24 protein-coding genes are annotated in these 24,767 nt (G+C 31.8%); 7 read left to right on the top strand and 17 right to left on the bottom strand.

All coding sequences use genetic code 11. The features are described 5' to 3' along the window. Positions 1-33 precede the first annotated feature (33 nt). Complete coding sequence (locus ACI9TV_RS04800; protein ID WP_415249625.1) at positions 34-1,725, bottom strand: diguanylate cyclase; 1,692 nt, start codon at positions 1,723-1,725, stop codon at positions 34-36. Between the two features lie 77 nt (positions 1,726-1,802). Further along, positions 1,803-3,068, bottom strand: a complete 1,266-nt coding sequence (locus ACI9TV_RS04795; RefSeq protein WP_415249624.1) for an O-acetylhomoserine aminocarboxypropyltransferase/cysteine synthase family protein — start codon at positions 3,066-3,068, stop codon at positions 1,803-1,805. A 129-nt stretch (positions 3,069-3,197) separates the two neighbouring features. Between ACI9TV_RS04795 and ACI9TV_RS04790 the strand changes: the two genes are divergently transcribed. Then, a complete protein-coding gene (locus ACI9TV_RS04790; protein WP_415249623.1) occupies positions 3,198-3,626 on the top strand; it encodes a bacteriohemerythrin in 429 nt (142 codons plus the stop codon). A gap of 1 nt (position 3,627) precedes the next feature. Here ACI9TV_RS04790 and ACI9TV_RS04785 read toward each other — a convergent pair whose 3' ends face one another. The 7 genes from ACI9TV_RS04785 to ACI9TV_RS04755 form a co-directional block, all read right to left on the bottom strand. Further along, a complete protein-coding gene (locus tag ACI9TV_RS04785) occupies positions 3,628-4,116 on the bottom strand; it encodes an RDD family protein (RefSeq protein WP_415249622.1) in 489 nt (162 codons plus the stop codon). A gap of 85 nt (positions 4,117-4,201) precedes the next feature. Beyond that, positions 4,202-6,370 carry an EAL domain-containing protein gene (locus tag ACI9TV_RS04780; protein ID WP_415249621.1) on the bottom strand — a complete coding sequence of 723 codons (2,169 nt, stop codon included), beginning with the start codon at positions 6,368-6,370 and terminating at the stop codon, positions 4,202-4,204. A gap of 106 nt (positions 6,371-6,476) precedes the next feature. After that, complete coding sequence (guaB, locus tag ACI9TV_RS04775; protein ID WP_415249620.1) at positions 6,477-7,922, bottom strand: IMP dehydrogenase; 1,446 nt, start codon at positions 7,920-7,922, stop codon at positions 6,477-6,479. Between the two features lie 249 nt (positions 7,923-8,171). Beyond that, complete coding sequence (locus ACI9TV_RS04770; RefSeq protein ID WP_415249619.1) at positions 8,172-8,513, bottom strand: hypothetical protein; 342 nt, start codon at positions 8,511-8,513, stop codon at positions 8,172-8,174. Between the two features lie 111 nt (positions 8,514-8,624). Then, positions 8,625-9,068: a hypothetical protein gene (locus ACI9TV_RS04765; RefSeq protein ID WP_415249618.1), complete on the bottom strand. Its 444-nt coding sequence runs from the start codon at positions 9,066-9,068 to the stop codon at positions 8,625-8,627. Further along, a complete protein-coding gene (locus ACI9TV_RS04760) occupies positions 9,068-9,499 on the bottom strand; it encodes a thioredoxin family protein (protein ID WP_415249617.1) in 432 nt (143 codons plus the stop codon). The genes ACI9TV_RS04765 and ACI9TV_RS04760 overlap by 1 nt, the downstream gene beginning before the upstream one ends. Beyond that, positions 9,499-10,029, bottom strand: coding sequence for a carboxymuconolactone decarboxylase family protein (locus ACI9TV_RS04755; protein WP_415249616.1), 531 nt, complete (start codon positions 10,027-10,029; stop codon positions 9,499-9,501). Before ACI9TV_RS04755 ends, ACI9TV_RS04760 begins: the two co-directional genes overlap by 1 nt. A gap of 87 nt (positions 10,030-10,116) precedes the next feature. Between ACI9TV_RS04755 and ACI9TV_RS04750 the strand changes: the two genes are divergently transcribed. Together ACI9TV_RS04750 and ACI9TV_RS04745 are read left to right on the top strand one after the other, a co-directional pair. After that, a complete protein-coding gene (locus ACI9TV_RS04750) occupies positions 10,117-10,806 on the top strand; it encodes a MerR family transcriptional regulator (protein WP_415249615.1) in 690 nt (229 codons plus the stop codon). Further along, a complete protein-coding gene (locus ACI9TV_RS04745) occupies positions 10,799-11,077 on the top strand; it encodes a hypothetical protein (RefSeq protein ID WP_415249614.1) in 279 nt (92 codons plus the stop codon). The genes ACI9TV_RS04750 and ACI9TV_RS04745 overlap by 8 nt, the downstream gene beginning before the upstream one ends. A 20-nt stretch (positions 11,078-11,097) precedes the next feature. Here ACI9TV_RS04745 and exbD read toward each other — a convergent pair whose 3' ends face one another. Genes exbD through pyrC form a run of 5 tightly spaced genes read right to left on the bottom strand, consistent with a single transcriptional unit; the run spans position 11,098 to position 14,432 of the window. Next, on the bottom strand, positions 11,098-11,490 hold the full coding sequence (gene exbD, locus ACI9TV_RS04740; RefSeq protein WP_415249613.1) for a TonB system transport protein ExbD: 393 nt from the start codon (positions 11,488-11,490) through the stop codon (positions 11,098-11,100). A 7-nt stretch (positions 11,491-11,497) separates the two neighbouring features. Next, on the bottom strand, positions 11,498-11,947 hold the full coding sequence (gene exbB / locus ACI9TV_RS04735) for a TonB-system energizer ExbB (protein ID WP_415249612.1): 450 nt from the start codon (positions 11,945-11,947) through the stop codon (positions 11,498-11,500). A 14-nt stretch (positions 11,948-11,961) separates the two neighbouring features. Then, positions 11,962-12,789 (bottom strand): sensor histidine kinase, encoded by an 828-nt coding sequence (locus ACI9TV_RS04730; protein WP_415249611.1) that lies wholly within the window; start codon positions 12,787-12,789, stop codon positions 11,962-11,964. Continuing rightward, positions 12,779-13,435, bottom strand: a complete 657-nt coding sequence (locus ACI9TV_RS04725) for a response regulator transcription factor (RefSeq protein ID WP_415249610.1) — start codon at positions 13,433-13,435, stop codon at positions 12,779-12,781. The genes ACI9TV_RS04730 and ACI9TV_RS04725 overlap by 11 nt, the downstream gene beginning before the upstream one ends. Then, positions 13,425-14,432, bottom strand: a complete 1,008-nt coding sequence (gene pyrC / locus ACI9TV_RS04720) for a dihydroorotase (RefSeq protein WP_415249609.1) — start codon at positions 14,430-14,432, stop codon at positions 13,425-13,427. The genes ACI9TV_RS04725 and pyrC overlap by 11 nt, the downstream gene beginning before the upstream one ends. A gap of 117 nt (positions 14,433-14,549) precedes the next feature. Between pyrC and mltF the strand changes: the two genes are divergently transcribed. The 4 genes from mltF to ACI9TV_RS04700 all read left to right on the top strand — a co-directional run bounded on the left by mltF (position 14,550) and on the right by ACI9TV_RS04700 (position 20,452). Beyond that, positions 14,550-16,334, top strand: coding sequence for a membrane-bound lytic murein transglycosylase MltF (gene mltF / locus ACI9TV_RS04715; RefSeq protein WP_415249608.1), 1,785 nt, complete (start codon positions 14,550-14,552; stop codon positions 16,332-16,334). Between the two features lie 30 nt (positions 16,335-16,364). Next, on the top strand, positions 16,365-18,524 hold the full coding sequence (locus ACI9TV_RS04710; RefSeq protein ID WP_415249654.1) for an ATP-binding protein: 2,160 nt from the start codon (positions 16,365-16,367) through the stop codon (positions 18,522-18,524). Beyond that, the gene (locus ACI9TV_RS04705; protein ID WP_415249607.1) at positions 18,514-19,194 is read left to right on the top strand and encodes a response regulator transcription factor; all 681 of its coding nucleotides are present in this window, start codon (positions 18,514-18,516) and stop codon (positions 19,192-19,194) included. Before ACI9TV_RS04710 ends, ACI9TV_RS04705 begins: the two co-directional genes overlap by 11 nt. 70 nt (positions 19,195-19,264) lie before the next feature. Then, positions 19,265-20,452 carry a hypothetical protein gene (locus ACI9TV_RS04700; RefSeq protein ID WP_415249606.1) on the top strand — a complete coding sequence of 396 codons (1,188 nt, stop codon included), beginning with the start codon at positions 19,265-19,267 and terminating at the stop codon, positions 20,450-20,452. Between the two features lie 29 nt (positions 20,453-20,481). On the opposite strand, the gene ACI9TV_RS04695 is transcribed toward ACI9TV_RS04700, so the two are convergent. The 3 genes from ACI9TV_RS04695 to ACI9TV_RS04685 form a co-directional block, all read right to left on the bottom strand. After that, complete coding sequence (locus ACI9TV_RS04695; RefSeq protein WP_415249605.1) at positions 20,482-21,843, bottom strand: phosphomannomutase/phosphoglucomutase; 1,362 nt, start codon at positions 21,841-21,843, stop codon at positions 20,482-20,484. Between the two features lie 501 nt (positions 21,844-22,344). Then, a complete protein-coding gene (locus ACI9TV_RS04690; RefSeq protein ID WP_415249604.1) occupies positions 22,345-23,499 on the bottom strand; it encodes a DUF2201 family putative metallopeptidase in 1,155 nt (384 codons plus the stop codon). Further along, positions 23,499-24,500 carry an AAA family ATPase gene (locus tag ACI9TV_RS04685; protein WP_415249603.1) on the bottom strand — a complete coding sequence of 334 codons (1,002 nt, stop codon included), beginning with the start codon at positions 24,498-24,500 and terminating at the stop codon, positions 23,499-23,501. Before ACI9TV_RS04685 ends, ACI9TV_RS04690 begins: the two co-directional genes overlap by 1 nt. Positions 24,501-24,767 lie beyond the last annotated feature (267 nt).

Genomic DNA, 24,767 nt, shown 5'->3' with positions numbered 1-24,767 from the left:
ATGACTAAGGACAGTATTAAACCTGTTTATTTTTTACAATGTACATACTTTGTTTCTACCACTTTCTTTAGCATTGTAGAGAGCTTTATCAGACCTTTCTATAATATGTTCTATAGTCTTATCTTTATAAAAGTCTATACAAGATATACCGATACTAACTGTTATCTTAGAATCATAACAGGGGTCAAACCAAACATCTTCTTTTTCTACATTCACTCGTATCTTCTCAGCTAAATGTTGCGCTATTGAAATATCTGCTTGTGGAAGCAAAATAATAAATTCTTCACCACCATAACGAGCTGTTATATCAGTTTTTCTTACAGTTTTTCTGAAAATATTTGCAATACTACTAATTACTAAATCTCCAAACATATGACCACAATTATCATTAATACGTTTGAAATAGTCAATATCAATCATTAGCACTGAAAGTTCATCTTTATAGTGCATTGCATGCTCAAAATGTGTTTGGGAGACTTTAAAAAAGTATCTACGATTATACAAATTACTTAAGACATCTATTGTTGCTTCTTTTGTTAGGAGTTCATTATTATGTTTTTCTTCTAGTAAGGCATTTTGTGCAAGTGTTTTTTCAGTACATACAGTTCGATACCTATTTGTAAGTATGAGTGTAAATAAAAGTATTTCAATAAATGCTCCTCCTAAAAATGAGTAACGAGTAAAATCATTATTTGCTAATATGGTATTGAAGTCCATAGCCATTATTGCCATAGCAGGTAAGTAGAGCATAAGGGCAACAAGATAATATTTTGCTCCTGAAAAACCGGCTCGTATTACTTTAATAGAGATTGTAATTATGGTAATAAGAACGCCACAGAAAAATATATTACTTAGGATACTAGAATAGGGAATATTTTGTGAAAGTAAAAGGGCAAAAAACAATGAAATAACAGCTAAGAAATAAAAAACTTTTTTCATGAAGGGATATGTTATTTTTAAGTTTAAAAATTCTATAGAAAAGAGTAAAAGGGTAAATAAAGTTAATTGTCCAAGAGTGTGTAAACCCTCTTTCCAATGAGGAAATCCAAATCGAATGTGGATACCACTATGCATAGAACTAAATATAATAAATACAAAAACATATCCTATGTAGTAAGCATAAATAGCTTCCTTTGTTGCAATAAAGTTATACATATTTAGTATAATGAAAGTAAATAAAACAAAAGTATAAATTGTATACCATTCTGATAGTGTCATTCGGCTTGGATTGAAAAATTCTCTTTTTGTATAGAGTTTAAATTCTCCTATTTGACTTGAAATAGTGCTACCCTTGACATAATATATAGCTTTTACCTCAGAGTGAATATGTATGTTAAATGCAGGAAAAGTATCCTGTATATTTCTTTCTTGTAAAGGAATATTGAGTCCATTTTTTTCTACCTTCCAAGAACCATCTAGCTTGGAGTATAAATCTAAGCTAGACCAAGTAGCTTCTGTAAAAGAAAGAATGAAATCTTCATGGCTACTATTATTATAAAATTCTAATTTAAACCATGCATTTGCATACTTGTATCCTTGTGTAAATTGACTGGGTATATTTTGTTTAAAATTTATATCTTGGATTTCTTTAATTGTGAGAGAGGAATTTTCATCATAGAGGTATTGAATTGCGAAATTTTCATATTTGTGAGTAGCATCTTGAAGCGTAAGTGTTGCATTGAGTGAAGTGAAGAGTAATAAAAATAAAATAAATAATTTATTCATGATTCCCTCATTTAAGTTTTATAATTGTAACTTATAAAACTTAAATTTATCATAAAAATGTGATTTTTTATTAATACTTATGAGTTGAGTGCTTGCTCCATATCTGCTATTAAATCATTGATAGATTCTAGACCACATGAGATTCTAATAAGACCAGAAGGAACTCCACAAGCTTTTAACTCTTCTTCGTTAAGTTGCTGATGTGTAGTTGAAGCTGGATGTGTAATGATAGACTTTGAATCTCCTATGTTTACAACAAGGGAATAAAGTTCAGTCGCATTTACAATTTTTGTAGCTTCTTCAAGTGATGCAACTTCAAAACTAAGTAGTCCTGAACATGCTCCATCTTGAAAGTATTTTTGACCCATTTTGTAATTTTCATTACTTTTTAGTCCTGGATAGTTTACTTTATTTACTTTTGGATGTGCTTCTAAATACTCAGCTAATTGTAAAGCATTTGAAGAGTGCTCACGCATACGTAAAGATAAATGTTCTAGACCTTGGATAAATAACCAAGAGTTAAATGGTGAAGAAACAGCACCAATATCACGAAGTAGAGAAAGTCTCGTTCTGAGAGTAAAAGGAGGCAGTGGAACATCGACATAAACCAGACCATGGTACGAAGCATCAGGTTCATTAAAGTGAGCGTAACGAGGATTTCCTTTTAACTTTTCTACTAGTTCTTTTCTCTCCACTAAAATTCCACCAATAGCAAGACCTTGTCCAGTTGTATATTTTGAAGCACTATGTACTGTGATATCTGCTCCAAATTCAAAAGGACGACAAAGAATAGGTGTTGCAACAGTATTGTCTACAACAGTTAAAATTCCATGTTTATTTGCAATTGCAGTTATAGCTTCTATGTCGGCTACATCAATACTTGGGTTTGTTAAAGATTCAAAAAAGATAATTTTAGTTTTATCATCAACAAGTGCTTCAATAGACTCAGGATTGTGTACATCAAAAAATCTTGCTTCAATTCCAAATCTTTTCAATGTATGTGCTGTAAGTGTTAAACTCCCACCATAGAGTTGTCTCGCACAAACGATATTATCGCCAGCCTCGGCAGCGTTTGCAATAGCAAAAAATGTAGCACTCATACCACTTGACGTTGCAATAGCGGCTGCTCCACCCTCAATTTCTGCAAAACGTTTTTCAAATACATCTGTTGTAGGGTTATTAAGGCGAGTATAAATATTCCCTAATTCTTTGAGAGAAAATAGGTTTGCAGCGTGTTCAACATCACGAAATTCATATGCCGTTGACATATAAATAGGAACTGCCATTGTTCCTTGAGAGTCTTTTTCATAGCCAGCATGTAAAGCTTTTGTTTGTAATTCCATTATTTTTCCTTATAATTCATTGTTGGATTTTATATTTGATATTCTATCTAAAATAATGTTCTTGTAGGTCAATAACAATGTTATTATAGAAAATGTGCTAGAATTAAATATAATTAAAAGGATAGCTATATGTCAAATAATAATAAAATTCCATGGGATGATAACTATAAAATTGGGATTAAATCTATTGATGATCAACATAAGACCTTGTTTAATTTAGTTAACAAACTATATGACTTGGATGAAAGTACACATATGAAAGATGATCTCAAAAGCATCCTATATGAATTTAGCGATTATATGAAAATTCACTTTAGAGATGAAGAGAAATATATGCTCTGTATTTCTTATCCATTACTTGAAGAACATGAAAAACTACATCTAGGTATTATTGATACTCTTACAAATATTATACAAACTCCTGCAAGTTTAAATATTATAAAATCAAAGATGAGAATTATTGCAAAACGTGCATTGGTTGATCATATTACGCAAGAAGATATAAAAATTAAACTATATGCTACTAAAGAAGGGATAGAAGAAGTGTTTGAATTATAGATTACTTTTCTTCGTAAATAACAGCAGTAGATGCTAGTAAATCATGTAGTCCACACTTATCTTGTCGAAATGCAACCATAATAAAACCTATACCTAATGAAAAGATTGACGCGAACATACCTATTATCCGAGTAAATGCTTGTTGATTGTCAACTTCTAGGAATGTTTTAGCATCAACAATTTTAATGCCAACAAATTTTTTACCTGGAGTTGCACCTTTCCATTTTCTCCAAAATAAGATTGTTATTAATACAACTGTAAGTAGGTTGATAATTTCCCACATTGCAGATGTTTTTGGTATATTTACTAAAGCTTTTTCAGCATTCCCACTCATCGCATACTGCATGTTTTGTTGGTACTGCGAAAAGTCAAACCAATTTCCATCACTTAAAAAGTAGATGAAAACTGCAACTGGAAGTGCCAGAAATAGGGTGTCTAAAAAGGAAGCTAAAAAACGAATCCAAAAACCTGCGTATTTTATATTTTTCATTATGAAATTATATCCTCAAGCTAATAACGAACGCTACTTTATTTGTCTTAATATTATCATGATAAAGCAAATAAATGAGAGTAAATTATAGTAATCCCCAGCTCTCTGGAGCTTTAGGTTCTCCATAATAATACCCTTGAAGGTAATCAATTCCAAGTTCTCTAGCAGTGTCAGCTAAATCCTCTGAACTTACAAATTCCGCAATAGTCTCTATATTAGCATTTTTTGCATAGCTAAGAAGCCCTTTTATCATGTGCTTAATATTATCATCTGTATTTAGTTTCTGAATTAATGAACCATCGAGCTTTAGATAGTCAATATCGAGTTTTATTAGGTTGGTAAAGTTAGAATAGCCTGAACCGAAATCATCTATTGAAACTTTACATCCATAGGTCTTTACCATTGTTATAAATGTTTCAATAATAGTATAGTCTAAAATATCTTCAGATTCTAAAATCTCAAAAGTAATACCATTCCCACCATATTTCTCTAGTCTATTTTTAATATAGGAAACCATACTCTCAGAGTTAATGTTTTCATAGGATATATTCATGGATATAGCAACACTATTTTTTGCAAAGATATTGAATACTTTTTGCATCATTTGTCTTGTAAAGTTTTCAAATGTTTTGTCTTCTTTTGCAGCATCTAGAAAATAATAAGGAGATATAATTTCGCCATCATCTGTTCTTATTCTAGCTAAAGCCTCATACTTTATGAGAGAAGCATCTGAGGCTTTTACTATAGGTTGAAAATATGGAATAATATTACCTGTATGTAAGGCATTTTTATAAATTTTAAGTTTACTCAAATTATCTAGTTGGAGTTGTTTTGCTGATTGATTGTTTTGATACACTTTATAACTAATTTTTGATAGTATGGCTTCTTGAAGTATTAAGTCTGCTTGGTTAAATATTTTTTGTACTCCATAGGAGACACCAGCTGTAAAATCTGTTTGGATACAATCTTCTTTAATATTACTACACGCATCTATTGGTGCTAAAATTGAGTGTTTTAAAAGTAAAAGGTATTTTTCAAATAATTTCTTTTCAGTTATTAAGATAGCAAATTCTTGAAGGTTTAAGGTATATAAATTACTCTCTTGATCGTTTAAAATATCTTGGAGATTGATCGACTTAGCAATAAGAATATTACTAGTAAATGCAAAGCCATAGAGTTCTTGGAGGGAGTTTAATTGATTTATATGCAAAATAATAAGCATCGCTTCATTTTTCAATATAGATAAATCATAAAGAAGGGTATTTCTATTAGGAAGTTTGGTAATATTGTCAATATTCTTTAAATTAGCTACATATTCTTTGTTGAAGTTAGAAACGATTTGATCTCCACCTGCTTTTCTTGCAGCAGATAAATTTGCGTCGGCAATATTGTATAAGTCGTTACATGTAAGAGTATATTGAGTGGTGTCTAAATTAACTGTACCTATAGAACAAGATAAGGAGTTGTATAAATCTCTTTTTGTATCCTTCATCTTTCTAAATAATTCAAGTATTCCTTGTGTGAATTTTTGTATATACTTATCATCTTGATTTAAAATAATGACACTAAATTCTGACTCAGATGTTTTAAAAATTTCTTGTATATTTAGATTTGGTTTTATATGTTTTTTGAGTACCTTGGAAAGATGTAATAATAATTTATGAGATGTATTATGTCCATATTTATCTTTATAACTAGGAAAGTCATCTATCTCAATAATTGATATAGCAATTTTTTCTTTTGTAGATTTTGATCTGTTAAGTTCTTTTTTTATGTAATAATCAAAATGCCTTTTATTGTGTAATAATGTAAGTTGGTCTTGACTAGAGAGTTCTTCAAGTCTTTTATTAGTAGTTATATCTTCTTTTATGGATATATAACCAATTTTATTATTATCTACATCATATATGGGTTCTATAATAGTTTTAATCCAGTATTCTGCACCTGTGATTTTATTATTTTTTAATTCCCCCGTCCATACTTTATTTTGTAAAATTGTTTCCCAAAGATTTTTAATGACTTCTTTATCTATCTCTGAAGTACGAAATACTTTATGATTTTTCCCTATAACATCTTCACGCTTATATCCTGTAAAGTTTAAATAAGCTTGAGATATATCTATGATTTTTCCATACGGATCAGATACGGTCATAAATACATGTTCATCAATGATTTTAGTTTTTTGTTTGAGCAGGAATTGTTGATTTTCAATTGTAGAAAGCAACTGAGATTTTGTATCATCTTTATTTGACATTAAATATTCCTTTTATGTACAGAATTATATACAAAGAAATATTCAAGTTACATAAAAGTGATAAATAAGTTATTTTTATAATATTTTAGCCAGAATTGCTAAAATATTATACGTGGTAGTTAGGAGCTTCTTGAGTGATTATAACATCATGAACATGAGACTCTTTAAGTCCAGCAGATGTAATCTCTACAAATTCAGCCTTATCCCAGAACATTTCAATAGTTTCACTTCCACAGTAACCCATAGATGCACGAAGTCCACCCATCATTTGGTGAACTATACCTGCAATTGAACCACGAAATGGAACACGACCTTCAATTCCTTCAGGGACTAATTTATCAGCAGCAGTTCCTTCTTGGAAATATCTGTCAGTTGAGCCTTTTTGCATAGCTCCTATACTTCCCATACCACGGTATGATTTGTACTGCCGACCTTGAAACATTATAGTATCTCCAGGTGCTTCTTCCGTACCAGCTAGAAGTGATCCAGCCATTACACAAGATGCTCCAACAGCTAAAGCCTTTGCAATATCTCCCGAGTACTTAATACCACCATCTGCGATAACAGGTACCCCATGTTTACGTGCTGCTTGTGCACACTCGTCAATTGCAGAGATTTGGGGAACACCAACACCAGCTACGATACGAGTTGTACAAATCGATCCAGGTCCAATTCCAACTTTAACAGCATCTGCTCCAGCTTCAATGAGAGCTTCAACAGCTTCAGCAGTAGCAATGTTTCCAGCGATTATATCTACTTCCATCGTTTCTTTAATTTTTTTCACTGTATCAAGGATACCTTTTGAGTGACCATGTGCAGAATCAAGAACTAAAACATCAACACCTGCATCGACAAGAGCTCTAGCACGCTCGTATTGACCAACACCTATAGCAGCGCCAACTACAAGTCTTCCAAAAGCATCTTTGTTTGAGTTAGGGTACTCGATACGTTTTTTGATATCTTTAATAGTTACAAGACCTTTTAAAAAGCCTTCTTCATCAATAATAGGAAGCTTTTCAATCTTGTTTTTATGCATGATATCGCCAGCTTCATCAAGTGAGATACCTTTTGTAGCGGTAATAAGTGGCATAACAGTCATTGTTTCACTTGCAAGTTTACGCATGTCTTTTTCAAATCTCATATCACGATTTGTAAGAATACCTAAAAGTTTGTTATGACCATCAACAACTGGAACACCAGAAATTTTAAACTCTGCCATAAGTGCATCAGCTTCAGCTAAAGTAGCATCAGGGTGAACAAAGATTGGATCTATAATAATTCCACTTTCAGATTTTTTAACACGTGTTACTTGTTTACATTGTGTTTCGATATCCATATTTTTATGGATGATTCCGATACCACCAAGTCTTGCCATTGCAATAGCTGCACGGTGTTCCGTTACTGTATCCATCGCTGCAGAAACCATAGGTATCTTAAGTTTTATATTACGAGTAAGTTTACTTTCTATTGATACTTCTTTTGGTAATACTTCAGAATATTGTGGTACTAAAAGTACATCTTCAAATGTGAGGGCTCTTTTGCGAATCTTCATAGGTTTCCTTTTGTCGGTAAGTAATTATAGTTCATTACTTAAAAGTCTGTTTTCTAAAATTCATTGGATTATAGCTTTTTAGTTGTTAAAAAGAGGTAAAAGATTTATGCATTACATGAAAAGAAGTTTAATAGAAAAAATGTTAGATAGTATATCTTTTAATTAAGTCTAAAATATTCACATGAATATACGCCAAGACTAAGTAAAAATAATTTGGAAGTCAAGAATCATAAGTAGAGTTTTCTCTACTTATGATTCTACTATCTGAATGTCTGAAGCAATTATAAATAGTGGTGCACTATGAACATGTACCATTGAAGAAGCACTTCCTATTGCAAAACCATATAAATTATTTTCTTTAATAAGACTAATACCGCTTGTCATATCAAGATATGATAATACACTGTCTACTAAAATTTTTGAATCATTGATATTTTTAAATTCTACTTCTACTGTGTTAAGGTCTTCTCCATCATCATCTTGCACGGCAATCGTAAGAATTTTTGATCCATCTAAAAGTTGTTGCACTGAGCGAAGTTGAGCATATTTGAAGTTGTCATATTTTTCTAATAGGGGGCTTATTTTTTCCATTATTTTCCTTTTACGTGATTATACTAAAAAAGTATACAAGTAATTTAATATATATTTTTTTCAAATGAGTATAAGGATAGTATAATATTAGACAGACAAAAATTAATGGGTTTAGTCTTTATCATCCTCATATTGCTCAGAGAATTCAGATAAAACAAAATCTACACTTTCCGAAATGCCACTGTCTAGTTCTTCTGAGTCTAATTCAAGAAATTCACTTACAAGATAGCTAATGACAAATACAGTTGCTTTATTATCTCTCAATGTTTGGGCATCTTCACCGAGTGCTAATTCTACATAGACATAGTGGTTATCTTCACCTTCAATCTCTTTAAAAGTCATCATAAGTGTTGGACTATCTTGCTGATCTGTTTTAATACCATTTTTTAAAAGTGTAGCTCTCATTTTTTCTTTTGTTTGTACGACTACTTTTGGATCAAGAAAAGGAATTTCATTAACGATGTAGATATTCGCTTTAGTTACTCCTGTTAAGGTCCAAAATCCAGCTGAGAGTAGGTATACACTGCTGAGACAAACTAGTAAGATAATTTTCATTACTTACTCTTCTTATAAAGTACTTGAGAGTTTGTTACAATCTCTGCAAACTCTTTTTTCTTTGTGTATCCTACACTTTTTGTAAGTATACTCTCATCTTTTGGGTTAATGAAAAATACATAAGGTGTATATTTAGTTTTATATTTTTCTGGAAAAGAATCTACATCATACTTACTATCTACAACAAGTGTAACAAGCTCTTTATTTAAACGAGGTTGAATGAGTGGAGACTTTAGGGTTCTGTTCTCAAACTTTCGACACCATGGACAGTAATCAGAACTAACAACCATCATTAAAACTTTATTTTCTTTTTGTGCTTGAGATAAAGCAGTTTTATAGTCTCTTTGAAATTGCATCTCTTTGGCAAAATGATCTATATTAGCAGAAAACACTAAAGAGCTTAACAGAAGTAATAAAAATAACTTTTTCATTACTCCCCCAATCCAAATACATTTGAAAGTGTGTTGATATAATTAAAATAACCTGTAATTGAAACAGCTTCTAATATCTGAAGATCAGTAAATCCCATATCTTTTAGTTCATCTATCTCTTCTTTTAGAATTTTATAACTATCTTTTTGAGATGCTTTAATACAAAAATTTAGGAGTGCTTTTTCTGCATCTGAGGTATTAATAGAATCTACGCCTTGAAGTATTTCTTCAATTCTTTGCTCACTTACTCCTAGCATCTTTGCTATGCCTTTATGTACATCTATACACATTTTACAGCCATTTTCTTTAGAAATTAAAAGTGCGATAGCTTCTTTTATATCGTAAGATAGTGTAGTTTCATCAAGTAAGTATGATTGAATCATCATATCCGTAGCATTATATATTTTTTCATCCATTGCTATGAGTTTAAAGATTTCACCGAGTTGGCCGGTTTTTTCTAAAATAGGTCTAGCTTTATCTTGAATTGCAGGGGACATGTCTTCAAATTCTGGTAGTTTTATATGTGGCATATATTTTCCTTTTTTAAAACGTATAGTGGTACTTATCGTTTAGAAGTATATGGTATAATTCTTAATCGAAAATAAATAGGTTGATGTATGGAATATAAAATATCCGAACTTGTAGCAAAAAGTAATACGCCAAAATCTACTATACTTTACTATATTAAAGAAGGCTTATTACCCCAAGCAAAAAAGCTAAAATCAAATGTTCATAGATATAACGAAGAACACGTAGAGTTGATTAAATATATAAAATATATGAAAGATGAGATGGGTAGTACTAATGAGCAGATTAAGGTAGCCTTGTCGCAGAAGAATAATTCATTCTCAAGTTCTTATACAATGTTAGAGCCATTGATGAATACACTTAGTGGTATAGTAGTGAATTCACAGCATTACACGAAAGATGAATTTATCGTTCATTTTGATATAAATGTAAAATTGTTATCGTGCTTATTAGAAGATAATATTTTGATGCCAATTACTGAAAACGATTACACGCAAAAAGAAGCATCTGTTATTAATTTGATAGAAAACTTCATAGAGGTTGGGATAGAGTACGAGATAGTAAAAGAGTATGTAAAACAGGCCACAATACTTGCCGGCCTTGAACATACTATGCAAAAGCAGTTATGTAATATAAGAAGTGAAGAAAATTTTTCAACACTTTGGAAAATTATGTTTGAAACACTGTTCAATACAAAAGAGTATATCTTTAATCGCTCTACATATAAAGTACTCCATAGAGCTTTAAAAGATGAAATCAAAGGAACTAAAATTGGATAACCCATTTGAATCAGGGCATATTAAAAATTACATGTTATTGTATGGCAGTGTGGTGGTAATTATGGTTTTATTTTTCATTGCTTCAACACTATTTAATGATGTTAAAGATTTAGAAAAGAAGGTTTTTAGTACGGAGATGAAAATCGAAGAAACTAAAGAGACTGAGATTGAATCACAAGAGGATGAAAAACCAAAATTTAAATTATTGGAAGTAAATCCACAGAATTATAGTAGAAATAAATCGAGTTCAGAAGTTAAAAAATCTCAATAATCTAACTAATGAAGGCATAGTTACTCTTTTGTAACTATGTAAAGTTGTTCGTGACCTAATCGCTTTAAAATATCCATAACACTTACGAAATCTTGGAACTTAGACTCTTTATCGCTTCTAAGAATCACTGTTTGAGTCTTTTGAATTTGGGATAATTTTTCTTCAAGAATAGATGCTGTAACTTCCTCTTTTTCAAAAAACATCTGACCCTTATCATTTACATAGACAGTAACTTCATTTTTGATTTCTTCTTTGTCTGCCGTTTTAGCTTCTGGAAGATTAACTGGTATAACGCCTTGTTTAATAAATGTTGCAGTAGTTAAAACCATCACTAAAAGAACGAGCATAATATCGATAAAGGGGATAACATTTATCTCATCAAAGCGTTTTCTTTGTTTTTTAAATTTTGGCATATGTAAACTACTTTTTCTTTTCTTGTTCTATATCAAAACGTGTAAGAATTCTTTCTACTTTTCTTAAAGTAATTGTGTATGTAACAATGGCTGGCATTGCAACAACAAGACCCATAGCCGTAGCTTTAAGAGCAAGAGCTAAGCCCATCATAATTTTCTTAGCATCAACTGCTCCAGCATCACCTAGCGTGTAAAAAGTGATCATAATTCCAAATACAGTTCCAAGTAGACCAACATAAGGAGCATTTGTTCCAATAGCACTAATTACTCCAATATTATTTGTTAAATCGAGCTCTAATGCATCACGGTGTTGATAATCATCTATGCGTACACTAGAATAAAACATCATTCTTTCAATAAATAACCAAAGAGTCACAACACTCATCAGAATTAAGACACCCATTACACCTATATCAAGAGCATTCTCTGCATATAACATTAAACTTTCTATTTCCATATAATCTATCCCTTTTATTGTTTAAATTTTAGTAGTACAGTTGTTCCATCATTTGGTTGTGATTTAAAACTGAGTCGTATGCCTTGTTTATCACAAAACCTTTTTACTAAAGAAAGACCTATCCCAAAACCTTGCATATTACTATCACTTTGATAGTAGTTGTCAAATATGTTAAGTAGCGCAACTTCATCCATCCCACAACCATAATCTCTGATACTTAAAGTATGATTGTGTAACTCTATATCTATTATATTACTATTTGGTGAGTATTTTACAGCATTATCTATTAGGTTGTCAATAACTTTAGAAAGTCCAATAGAATCATTTAGTATTTGTGTAAATTCTATGTTGGTATTAAATGTAACCTGCGGATAAAGAGGAGATAAAAATTCGATTCTTTTTGAAAGAAGCTCGCTTAGGTCAACATTTTCTTTTATATTGTCTGAAGTTTGTGTCTTAATCATATACTCTAACTCATGATACCTTTGTTCTAGCATAGTACATGCTGTATCTATCCTACCCAGTCTTTTAAGTGCTTTCTCATCGTCAAGATTTTTTTTAATCATTTGAGAATTAGTTCTAATAGTGCTGATTGGTAAATTAAGTTCATGCAATGTTTCTTTAGAAAGGTTTTGAAGATTTGTAACATACTCTTTGAGTGGATCAATTGCAAGATTTGATAGGATAATAGCCGCATAAGAGACAAAGCTTAATAAAATAGTCGCTACAAGGTATGTGTTTTGAAGCTCTAATACATTGAGTAAAAAGTGTAATATCCCTAAAAAAATAGCTACAGTAACAAAGTAATATATGAAAATATTAAATTGTAGGCTACGAAACAAGTTTATAGCCTATACCACGTATATTCTCTACTTGAAGGGCTGGAAGTAATTGTTTAATACGGTTAATATATACCCGTACAGCACCATCACTTCCAGATTCAGCACTACTCCAAAGCGCATCAATAATCAACTCTTTTGGAACAGGTGCATTTACATGAGTCATAAGAAGCAAAAGTAATTGATACTCTTTTTTTGATAATTCTAGTTCTTGCTTATCGTAGAAAATCCTATGGTGAACTTCATCGTGACAAAGCTTTGCCACACATTCATTCTGTTTAGGTTTATTTCTTCGTACAAGCGCATTTATTCTAAAAATGAGTTCATCATTATCAAAAGGTTTTGTGATGTAGTCATCGCCACCACTCATAAATCCATTTTTGAGCATCTCTCTATCTTTATGTGATGTCAAAAAAATGGCAGGGGTATTATCACTAGATTCTCTTAGTTCACCTAAAAGTGTAATACCGTTAATGAGCGGAACATTGATATCCAGAAGATACAAATCGAATTTATTCTCAAAGATAATATCAAGTGCTTCTTGACCATTTGGGGTATGCACTACATTAAAGTTTTCATCTTCTAGTAAATCTGTGAGAGACTCTGCAAAAAGCAAGTCATCTTCAAGTAAAAGTATTTTAATCGACACTCTCAATAGCCCATGCGATTGCTTCGCCTGCATACATTGGCACTACACCAGAATAATTTTCTGGTACTACAAATGTTCTTTTTTCTAATGTAATTTCTTTGAATTCTGGACAGATCCCATAAATGCTTTGTGCATTGTCACTCACAAATGCTTGCAAATTGTCAAGCTTGTCGTATTGTTCAAATATCTCACATAAAAGTTGTAAAGAAATCGGCGCTGTAAAAACTCCAGCGGCACAACCACATGATTCTTTTTTATGTTGAGGGTGGGGTGCTGAATCTGAACCAAACATAACTTTTGGATGCGCTGCAAGTGCTACATTTAAAAGAGCATCTAAATCTTCTGGACGTTTTGCAATAGGTTTACAAAATAGGTGTGGCATCATCATCCCGCCAATTACATCATCGAGTGTTAGAATAAGATGGTGAACCGTTATAGTTGCATAAAGGTTCTTATGCTTATCTAACATATCAACAGCTTCTTTAGTTGTGATATGCTCCATAATAATTTTGAGCTCAGGGAATGAAGTAGCTAGAAGCTCATAAATAGACATAAACTCAGCTTCTCTATCCATAACAAAACCATCAGTTTCGCCATGTACACAAAGTGGAATCTGCATATCACTCATAGCTTGGAGTGTAGGTCTCATCTCTTCTATGTCAAATGAACTCACACCACCTTCGGAGTTTGTAGTAATTCCTGCAGGGTAGAGCTTTATTGCTGTTATATCATCTACAACACTTTCTAAGAATGCTTTGTCATAGTTCTTGTAGAAGAGTGTCATATATGGTTCAAAAAAATCATTTGGTACAGAAGCCATAATACGTTGCTTATATGCAATAACATCTTCTTTTGTATTTACCGGAGGTACAAGGTTCGGCATAACTATTGCACCACTATACGAGTAGGCAGTAAGAGGAGCTACATTTTCAAGCATAACACCATCACGTAGGTGAAGATGCATGTCAAGTGGCATTAAAAGAGTATGAGTTTTCATTGAGTTCCTTGAAGTTTTATATTGTAGTATTATAACAAAATAAGGTTAAGGGTCCTTAAAATGTAATCAAGATAACTTTAGCTATCATGGTATTACTAAATCTAATAAAGGTACATTATGAAAAATTACAAATCACAATTTTTATATATACTTCTGGCTTTGTATGCAACACTTTTAAGTGCTCATTGCCCACCTTTTGATGCAAATGAATGTTCGGTTCATGGGATGGATGACACTTCGAAACCTAAAACAGTCTTGGAAAAAATCCAGGAAAAAGAAACTTTAAATGTAGTTATTTTAAATTCTCCAACTACGTATTATGCTGGAGCCGAAAAAGAATTAGGTTTTGACTATGAACTAATATCTGCCTTTGCAAAAAGCATACATGTTGATGTGAATTTGTCAGTTGTGTTTACTGTAAGTGAAGCTTTACAAAAAAGTAGAGAGGGACTAGGAGATATTACTGTTTCAGGACTTACTGTTACAGATAAACGAAAAGAAGAGTTTAAGTTCGGTCCGCAGTACCATACTGTCCAAGAACAGCTTATATGTAGTAGTGAAATGTATAAAACAAAAACCTTCCCACGAAATGAAGATGATATGCGTGGACTCAAAATAATTGTTGGAAAAGATACCAGTTATGAAAGCACATTAAATACGCTCAAAGATACTATAGATGGGTTTGAATTTACGACAACCACTGAGTATTCAACGGAACAGTTACTTGATTTAACTCATAAAGGAGAAATTGATTGTACTGTTGCTGACTCAAGTATATTTATGATAAATCAGCGTTATTACCCAAAATTGGTTCGTGCTTTAGTGCTTAGTGATAGTAAAAGTTTAGCTTGGATTATTAGAGATGATACAGATAAATCTCTTAATGATGCTTTATACAAGTGGTTAAATAGATACGAACGTTCGGGAAAAATGGCTGAACTTAGGGACTATTATTTTACATTTTTGAGTATATTTGATTACTATGATACATCGATTTTTTATAAGCGATTAGAAAATAGATTGCCGCAATATAAAAAGCATTTTGTAGGTGCAGGTGAAAAACACAATATCCCATGGATGGTTTTAGCAGCACAATCGTATCAAGAATCTCATTGGAACCCTAATGCAACAAGTCATACAGGTGTCCGTGGTATGATGATGCTAACAAATAACACTGCAAAACTTTTGGGTGTAAAAAATAGAATAGATGTGAAGCAAAGTATTTATGGTGGAGCAAAGTATTTACGAGTCATAGATAGAAAACTTCCTCCTGAGATAAAAGGAAAAAACCGTTGGGCTTTTACACTGGCTTCTTATAATGTAGGGTATGGTCATATATTAGATGCACAAGGTTTAGCCAGAAAACTTAACAAAAATCCATATTCGTGGATAGATATCAAAGAAGTTTTACCACTTTTGACACAGAAAAAGTATTTTAGAAAATTAAAATATGGATATGCTAGAGGAAATGAGCCAGTAAAATATGTTGATGCAATTCAAAACTATTATGACATTATCCAAAAACATGAAGCTAAAGCAGAGATAAAAAGAGAAAGAATAGCAAAAAGAGAAGCTGAGATAGCGATTGAAAAAGCAAGGTTAAGGGAATTAAATAAAGGTAAAGTTGGTCTAACACTGCTTCCGAAAAATAAAGTTTGGATTGGATATATTGATATGAAAACGAAGAAAAAATATCAAACTATTGCAACAGAAGACTTAGAAATAGATCCAAACAAAGATTGGTTACTACTCTTTGGTGGTGGAAATATTACACTCGAAGTGAATCATGAAATACAAAAATTTTCATCTAAAAACAATATGCGATTTAAGTATGAAGATGGAAAGCTGATAAAGATTGGTATAGAAGAGTTTAAAAACTTAAATAATGGAAATAAGTGGTAGTCTTAATCAGTAGCTTACTGTTACACTGAAATTTTTAGAAGAGGTCATATCCTAAATAATTCTATATCAAGTAGACGTTTAAAAATAATTCTTTTATTTTTATTTGCTCTTATAATTGTAATTATTTTCTTAGTCTTTAATTTTGAAAAAAAATATAAGGTACAACAACATCTTGATGAGCAAGCCCAGCTTTTCAATAATGTTTACACCTCTTCTTATGATTATTATCATACTATTGCGGATACTGTTTTTGATTCTGTAGTTAATAAACAAAACGTAATTGATATTTTTAAAAATGCCTCTTTATTAGAAGAAAGAGAAAAATCTAGGAAATATTTATATGAAGCTCTTCTACCTGATTATACGCTTTTAAAAAATAGGTATATTAAGCAGTTACATTTTCATTTACCAAATAACACATCTTTTTTAAGAATGCATGCTCCAATGATGTATGGGGATGATTTAAGTACAATTAGAAAAAGTGTTGTATATGTAAATAAATATAATAAACAAATACATGGCTTTGAAGAAGGAAAGTTATCTAATGGATTTAGATTTATTTATCCTATGTTTGATAAAGAAAAATATATCGGGAGTGTTGAAATATCTTTTAGTGCTCTTAGTATACTGACTAATATTATGAAAAATTATGATGTATTTACAAATATGCTCGTTAGAAAAAGTGTCGTAGATCGGATAATTTCGAAAAAGGAACAAACCTTTTATATCTTAAGCCCTCTCAAAGATTTTTACTTTGAAAAAAGGCTCATAAAAGAGCTTGGAGCAAAATTTAATAGAAATGAAAATGCTAAAGAGATGCAAAAAAAAATAAGTCCAAGATTAATGAATGGAGAACTATTCTCGGTATATAATAAATTTCAAGATAGAGTCATAACCTTCATCCCAATACATCATACTTTAACAGATGAATTGCAAGCATATATTATACTTAATTCACATAGTGATTACATTGATAATAAAATCACATCTTCAATCATTTTTATTGTGCTTAATATCGCATTATTTGGTATTATATTACTTTATATATATAGAGGGATTATTTCTAAAAGTAGACTTAAAACTAGCGAAGAAAAAACAAGAACAATTTTAAATAGTACTGCTTCGATGATTATTCTCTCAGATGGGAAAAAGATAATTGAAGTAAACGATACATTTTTTAGTTTTTTTACGCAACATGATACAGTAGACAGTTTTAATAAAGAAAATGAAAATTTTTGTTCAGTACTTAAGCCGATGGAAGGGGAGAACTTTATTGCATGTAGCATTAAGGATACAAATAGTTGGTTTAGTGATATAGTTGACAATGAAAAAGTAACTTTTAAAGCAGTAATAGAAAAAGATGATGAATTATATTATTTTATTTTGAATGTTAAATCAGCATATATTGAAGAAAATAAAATGTACATAATCGAGCTCACAGACATAAGTAATGAAATAATCCTAGCTGAAAAAGTAAAAACAAAAGATTTACAACTTTATGAAAAACATAAGATGGCTCAGATGGGAGAGATGATAAATAACATAGCGCATCAGTGGAGACAACCATTAGCAATAATAAATACAGTTATTGCAATTATGAAAGAAAAATCTTTACAAGATAAGCTAGATAAAAGTGAAATTGCTAAAAAATTAGAATCAATAGAAAGTAATACGACTTATATGTCTGATACTATTGAAGACTTTTTAAATTTTCATAAACCGATGAAATGTAAAGAAAATTTTAGTATTAATGAAACTATAAGAGCAACTTTAAATATTATATCTCCATCGCTAGAAGTAGAAAATATAGATGTACATACTGAGTGTGAATTAGAATTTATTACACTTGGCTATGAAAGAGAATTTTCTCAAGCATTATTAGCTATTGTATCTAATGCTAAAGATGCTTTATTGTCAAAAAATATAAAGAATCCATGGATTCTTATTAAACTTGCTAAAATTGATAATTTAATAGAGCTTATTATAGAAGATAATGCAGGTGGAATTGAAGAAAGTGTTAAGCTTAAAATATTTGAACCCTATTTTACTACTAAAAGTTTAGAAAAGGGTAGTGGTATCGGTTTGTATATAGCAAAAATGTTAATTGAAAATAGTATGAGTGGTTCTATTGATGTAGTAAATACAAAAAATGGTGCAAAATTTATTATCAGGTTTAAATATGAGTCATAAAGAGGTATCTATTTTAATTGCTGAAGATGATAAAGAGTTAAGAGAGTTATATGTTGAATATCTCGAGTTGTTTTTTAGTAAAGTCTATCAAGCTAAAGATGGTTTAGAAGCTTTCGATATTTATAAAAAGGAATCTCCAAATATTATTATTTCAGATATAGGCATGCCGAGACTAGATGGGCTTTCGTTAATACAGAGAATTAGAAAACAGGACAAAAAAACTTTAATCTTAATTTTATCAGCCTACACTGATAAAGAAGTACTTCTAGAAGCTGTAAAGTTACACCTTTTCGAGTATCTTGTCAAACCAATTAAAAGTCATGAATTAAAAGATACTATATTGAAAATGATTAAATCGATTGAATCTGATGACACTTGTATAAAAATGAGTGATGGATATAGATGGGTAAAGGAGAGTCAACAACTTTATAGCAAAAAAATACATATTGAATTAAAAGAAAGTGAAAAAAAACTTTTAGAAATACTACTAAAATCTTTAAACTCGAATGTTAGCTGTGAAAGTATATATCAATATGTTTACCATGACTTACCGGATAAAGAATATAGTTTGAATTCTGTTACATCTCTTGTAAAGAGGTTGAGAAAAAAACTTCCTCAAGGAACTATATCTACTAATTATGGGAGTGGATACAGACTCAATATTTACTAATTTCATTTTTGACAAACTTTGACAAACTCCTTCGTTATGATTTCGTAATTTAAAAAATAAAGGAGTAGTGATGAATAGAGTACAGAAAATACTTTTGTTTGTTGTGGGTTTTATAGTTACAGGTTCAAGTGTAGAGGCAACATCAATTTTTGCTAGACAGTACGATATGAAATGTAGTGGGTGTCATGTTGGTGGAGTGCCACCAATGATGAACAGCACAGGGATGCAGTTTTTACGTAATGGTTTGCGTTTCTCCAAATCTGATGTTACAACACTGAAAAAAGCGCTAGATGGGGAAGTGATTCCTGTAGGATTCTTTATAGGGGCTGGAGTTAAGGATGCGAGCTTGATTGCTCAAGTTAAAAATCCAAAAACAGGTAAGCCTATGACTATCAAACAAGATGGTAAGCCTGAAAACCTTATTAGTAATCTTTTTTTATCTGGTTCATTAACTGAAGAATTATCTGGATTTATGGGTGGAAAATTTGCTTATACTAAAGATAAAGTAACTGGTAATAGATCAGTTGAATTGCTTGGTTCAAAAGTATATCTACAATATAATATTAATGAAGCGCAACATGTTGTAAGAGCTGGTGTGATTTCACCATACACACAATTTGGAAATGTAAGTAAAGCTTCTGAAAATGCAGGTGTTGATGATGTTCCAAACTTCTTTAGTTCTCCAATATCAATGGCAAATAAAATATCTATATATGGTTTGGATTATACATATTTAACTGATGATGGAATCATGTTTTTAGTAGCCGGTGGTGTACTTGAGAATACTAATGATGAATCAAATATAGTTCTTGGTGTTAATTATGATAATGGAAAAAACTTTAAAATAGGTGCCATTTTAAATAGTATTAAAGATACAGTCTCAGCACAAGAAAGAAGTACATATTTACCATCAGAAGCAATTCTTGGAGAACGTACAACACTTATGGTGCCAGTAGAGTACTACTTTGGTCAAGGATATTTTAATACTGCTGTAGTCTACTCAACAGATGCTGCAGATAGATCTGGTAATACTACAAAAGATTACTATGGGTCAGAAAGTGCATTAACGATTCCATTGTTTGAAGCCGCAAAAGTTCGTTTGGTTTATACAACGGACAATAACAGTGGCAAGTCTTATGCCTTCAGTTATTCTCAATTATTCTTTGATAGTGTAATGTTGGGTGCGAATGTAGCCAAAGTGAAAACAGATAAAGCAGAGTTTGATTCGATGAGCGCATCAGTATACTATATATTTTAAATAATGCTTAGCCCTTCTATAGCCAGAAGTTATAAAGACTTCTGTGCCTGAAGGATTAAATCATTTATTGCTTTTTCGTAAGCTATAGCTTTTTCTTGTGAAGTTGATTCAAAGCGTGTTACTAGAACAGGAGTTGTATTACTTGCTCTCACTAACCCCCAGCCATTCTCAAAGTTGATTCGAACACCATCTACATCTATTATATTTTTGATAGTTGGAAATGATGCCGGAGGATTTTGAAGTAAAATTTTAACAGCATCTATAATTTTGAATTTTTCATCTTCAGTTGTTTTGACTTTTATCTCTTCAGTAGAGAAAACTTTTGGAAGTTTTGCTAACTCTGCATCTAAGTCAATGCCATCGTGTATAAGTTCTAGCATTCGAAGAGTTGCATAAATCGCATCATCATAACCGAAGTAACGATTTTTAAAAAATACATGACCTGAAACTTCACAGGCTAAATCTGCATTTGTTTCTTTCATTTTCACTTTGAGGTTAGAGTGACCTGTTTTATACATTATTGCTTTGCATCCACGACGTTCGAGTTCATCATACATTACTTGAGAACACTTTACTTCACCAATAACAGTTGGTTTATCCATTTTCATAGAATATAAAAGAGCCATCATATCGCCCTTAATATTATTCTTATGAGTCAAAACTGCAATTCTATCTGCATCACCATCGTAAGCAAAAGCAATGTCATTTCCATCAGATAAAAGTTTTTTAACATCAACAAGATTATGTTCATCAGAAGGATCTGGATGATGATTTGGGAATGTACCATCAGGATCAATATAAAGACCTGTAGTTTTAAGCTCAAGGGCTTTAAAAATGTCTTCAGTTACAACACCAGCAACACCATTCCCACAGTCATAGGCAATCTTTGTGTCCATAGATTTTAAGTGTTGGAATTCACTCACTAAAAAATCAACATAGCGAGTAACTGCATCTATCTCAGTTACTTCTCTTAACGTTGCTTTTGGAATCGTAGTCATAGCTTCACATTCATCTCCAAGAGCATAAATAGCATCACTGAAAAATGGAGCCTTGTCAACAGTAATTTTAAAACCATTGTATTCACTAGGGTTATGTGAACCTGTAATCATTACAGATGCATCTGGTGTAATTCCATCCCAGTCTTGATAGTTGGTGAAGTAGTTTACCGGAGTAGGGACAAGACCCATACCAAGAACTTTTTTCCCACCTGCGTTAAGACCTGCAACTAGGTACTCAAAAAGGATAGGTGAATGACTCCTTGCATCATAACCCACAGCAACATAGTCGCCTTTTATTTTAGAGGCTAAGACGAAACCAATACGTGTAACACTTTGTTCATTTAATTCTTTTTCGTAAATACCACGTATGTCGTACTCTCTGTAGATGCTCATTCTAATCTCCTTAAATCTTGTCAAATTTCGTTGGCAAGGGTCTTTTTGAGGTTTCTTATCTTATAGTTTAAGTCCATATATTGCGGGACTTTGTCAAATTTATTCAAATTCACGGGACTCTATCGGGACTCAAATAGGCTTGAAAAATTATATTTTTTATATTTAGGAAGTGAAATGATACAGTTAAAAACATTAAATAAAAGAATTGCTACAAAGTCAAAAGGTGTTTTCTATAAGCAGATAGTAGATGAGAATAATAAGGAGGTAGATAAGGTATTTTAGAAAGTAACTTTGCTGAATTCCTGTCTTAAATATTCAGGCCATTATAAGTCAAACTATAAATATTGATAAAGTAGGTAATGGTGAAATTTTTTGTTTCTAATATATATAAAGTTATACGTATTAGAGCAGCTAAACTAATGAGGATACTTTATAGCACCTATAATATTATAATCCCCACTCTCTGTGGGGATTTAGAAATATGTCCACGTTTTTATTACTTCAAAAAATAAGTAAAGGCCTACCAAACGGTACTTTTGCTTTTCTCGATAATGCCCAAAGAACTTCATAGGTTGGAGGATACTTTGGAAACCATCCATCCCCATCTGTAAAATATAGAAGCATTGTATTCATTGGCATGTTTGCATCTATATAATCAAATACAGGTCTATAATCAGTACCACCACCACCCTTAAGAGTAAAGTCCATTTTTTCTCCACCTTGGAATGTATAATGTGCCTGTACTTTTGCATCAGCTATGATGAGTTCTATTTTCACAGCGGGAAAGTTTTGCATAATATTTTTAAACTCTTCTATAAAAGCACCTAAAAGTTCAGCATTAATTGAACCAGAGGTATCTACTGCAACAGTTAAACTAAGCGTGTCACTGGTAAGAGAGGGCAGACAAAAACCACGATAAAGATGCTTTTTATTTGGTGGCATAAAAGCATAGTTATTTCTCATGTGACGATTAATAGCATTGTAAAGTTCAAAATGCCAGTCAATATCGTTTATTTTAACTTTTTTAGCGAGTCTTTCAAATCCTGAGGGCATAACACTTTTACGCATTGCCAATTCTTTTGAAACGGACGATGCATAATCCCACTCAGACTCTGTTGTAGGGTCGAGTTCATTGTCTATGTTATCAAGATTTGAAAATTCATCTGAATCTTCTGTTTTTCCGGAAGAATTCGGAACGAGATTTTCATTTGGTATTTCACTATTGTCATCATCAAACGCATTATCTAAATTGCCATAGAAATCCTCTTTTAGAAGCTCGTAAATCTCTTCTGCAAACATACCCTCGTACTCTTCGTTAAAGTTTGCACCTTGAGGAATACTAACACCATTTTTAAAAAGTAAGTTGTTGATAGCATAGTCGGTAGCGAGTTGCCATAAAGAACCATGACGATTGAGGCGACGTTGTTGGTGTGAGAGTATATGGTGCATAACGCAGTTAGTTAAAATAAACATGATTTCTTCGATGCTTCGCCTACTAATAAATTCAGGGTTATATAAAAACTTCACGCCATTGCTCGCGTAAGCACTAATTTTTTCACTACTTTCATGTTTGAGACGTGAGGCTAGCATACCAAAATATGGATGTTTTAACGTAAGCTTACTTTTAGCTTTTATAAGTAGTTTTTCACTCTGCATTAGTGTAGTAGATTATTGAATTTACGCATCCAAAGCGTCCAACTCTCAACATGGTCAAGTTCAATATGTCGCTCTCGAAGATCTTGAATAATCATAACGGCAAACTCCCCTGGAAGTTCGAGCGAATACTTAACAAGGTTGTTTAGTTTTTTAGTAGATGTATTTTCATTTACTCTCATTGTTAATGCAGCACATAAGATGTGTAATGCAGAAGCATCGCTGGGAACATCGCTACATGAACCATCAAAAATTGAGTCTAAGTCTGGTATATCTCCAGCAACAGAACGAAATCCTAAATAAGAAGCTGCAAGTTCTTCACCAATAGCTCCACTTACCATCGGCATGATTAAATCTTCATCTGGAGAAGAAGATATTATTTCATTCACATATGCCCAAGTACGAGGTGTTGCAAATGAACGGTTGTCATTTTTTGTGTCAAATGCAAAAAGTGCATCAGGACGATGAGTAATAAAAGCTATTATAGTAGAATCAATTTCTGCTCCTATCGCCCAATTTTTCCAATCATCAAGATTAGCTTCCATTTCTAAATGGACAAAACGGTTAGCAAGTGGAGCTGCCATACGAAATACAACTCCTCTATCACTTTCACGATTTCCAGCAGCAACTATAGACCAACCATCAGGTAGTGTATATTCTCCTATCTTTCTATCGAGAATGAGTTGATAAGCAGAAGCTTGAACCATTGGCGCAGCAGTATTAAGTTCGTCAAGAAATAAAATCCCTTTTTCTTGACTACCATCAGGTAAAAAAGATGCTGGAGCCCATAAAGCTGTGTTTTCCTTAGGATTAAAAAAAGGGATTCCTCTTAAATCTGTTGGATCAAGTAAAGATAAGCGTAGGTCTATACAAGCTATACCTTGTTCTTTAGCAATTTGCGCAACTATAGAAGATTTACCAATACCAGGAGGTCCCCATAAAAATACGGGTACTTTTTTTTCACATAAGTGAGCGAGTGATCGTTTAGCACTTTGAGGATTCATACATTACCTTTTTGTTATGTTTACATAAAGGAATGCAATTATTATGCGAAGAGTTGAAATATCATCTAAAGAAGACAAAATTTTTCTTAATTTACAGAATATAACAAATTATTTGTATAAAACCGACAATTTTGTCGTGATTTTGCATTTTAAGTATGTTTATTGCATATCTTCGTATTTTTCCTAAGAATAATATATGTATTAGTACTTGTAAATTAGGTGCGAGCCATTAAAGGATATAAAATGTATACAAATGACATAATAGAG

The sequence above is a fragment of the Sulfurimonas sp. genome, from assembly GCF_047622445.1.
Taxonomy (GTDB): Bacteria; Campylobacterota; Campylobacteria; order Campylobacterales; family Sulfurimonadaceae; genus Sulfurimonas.
This window is presented reverse-complemented; position numbering and strand designations above follow the sequence as displayed.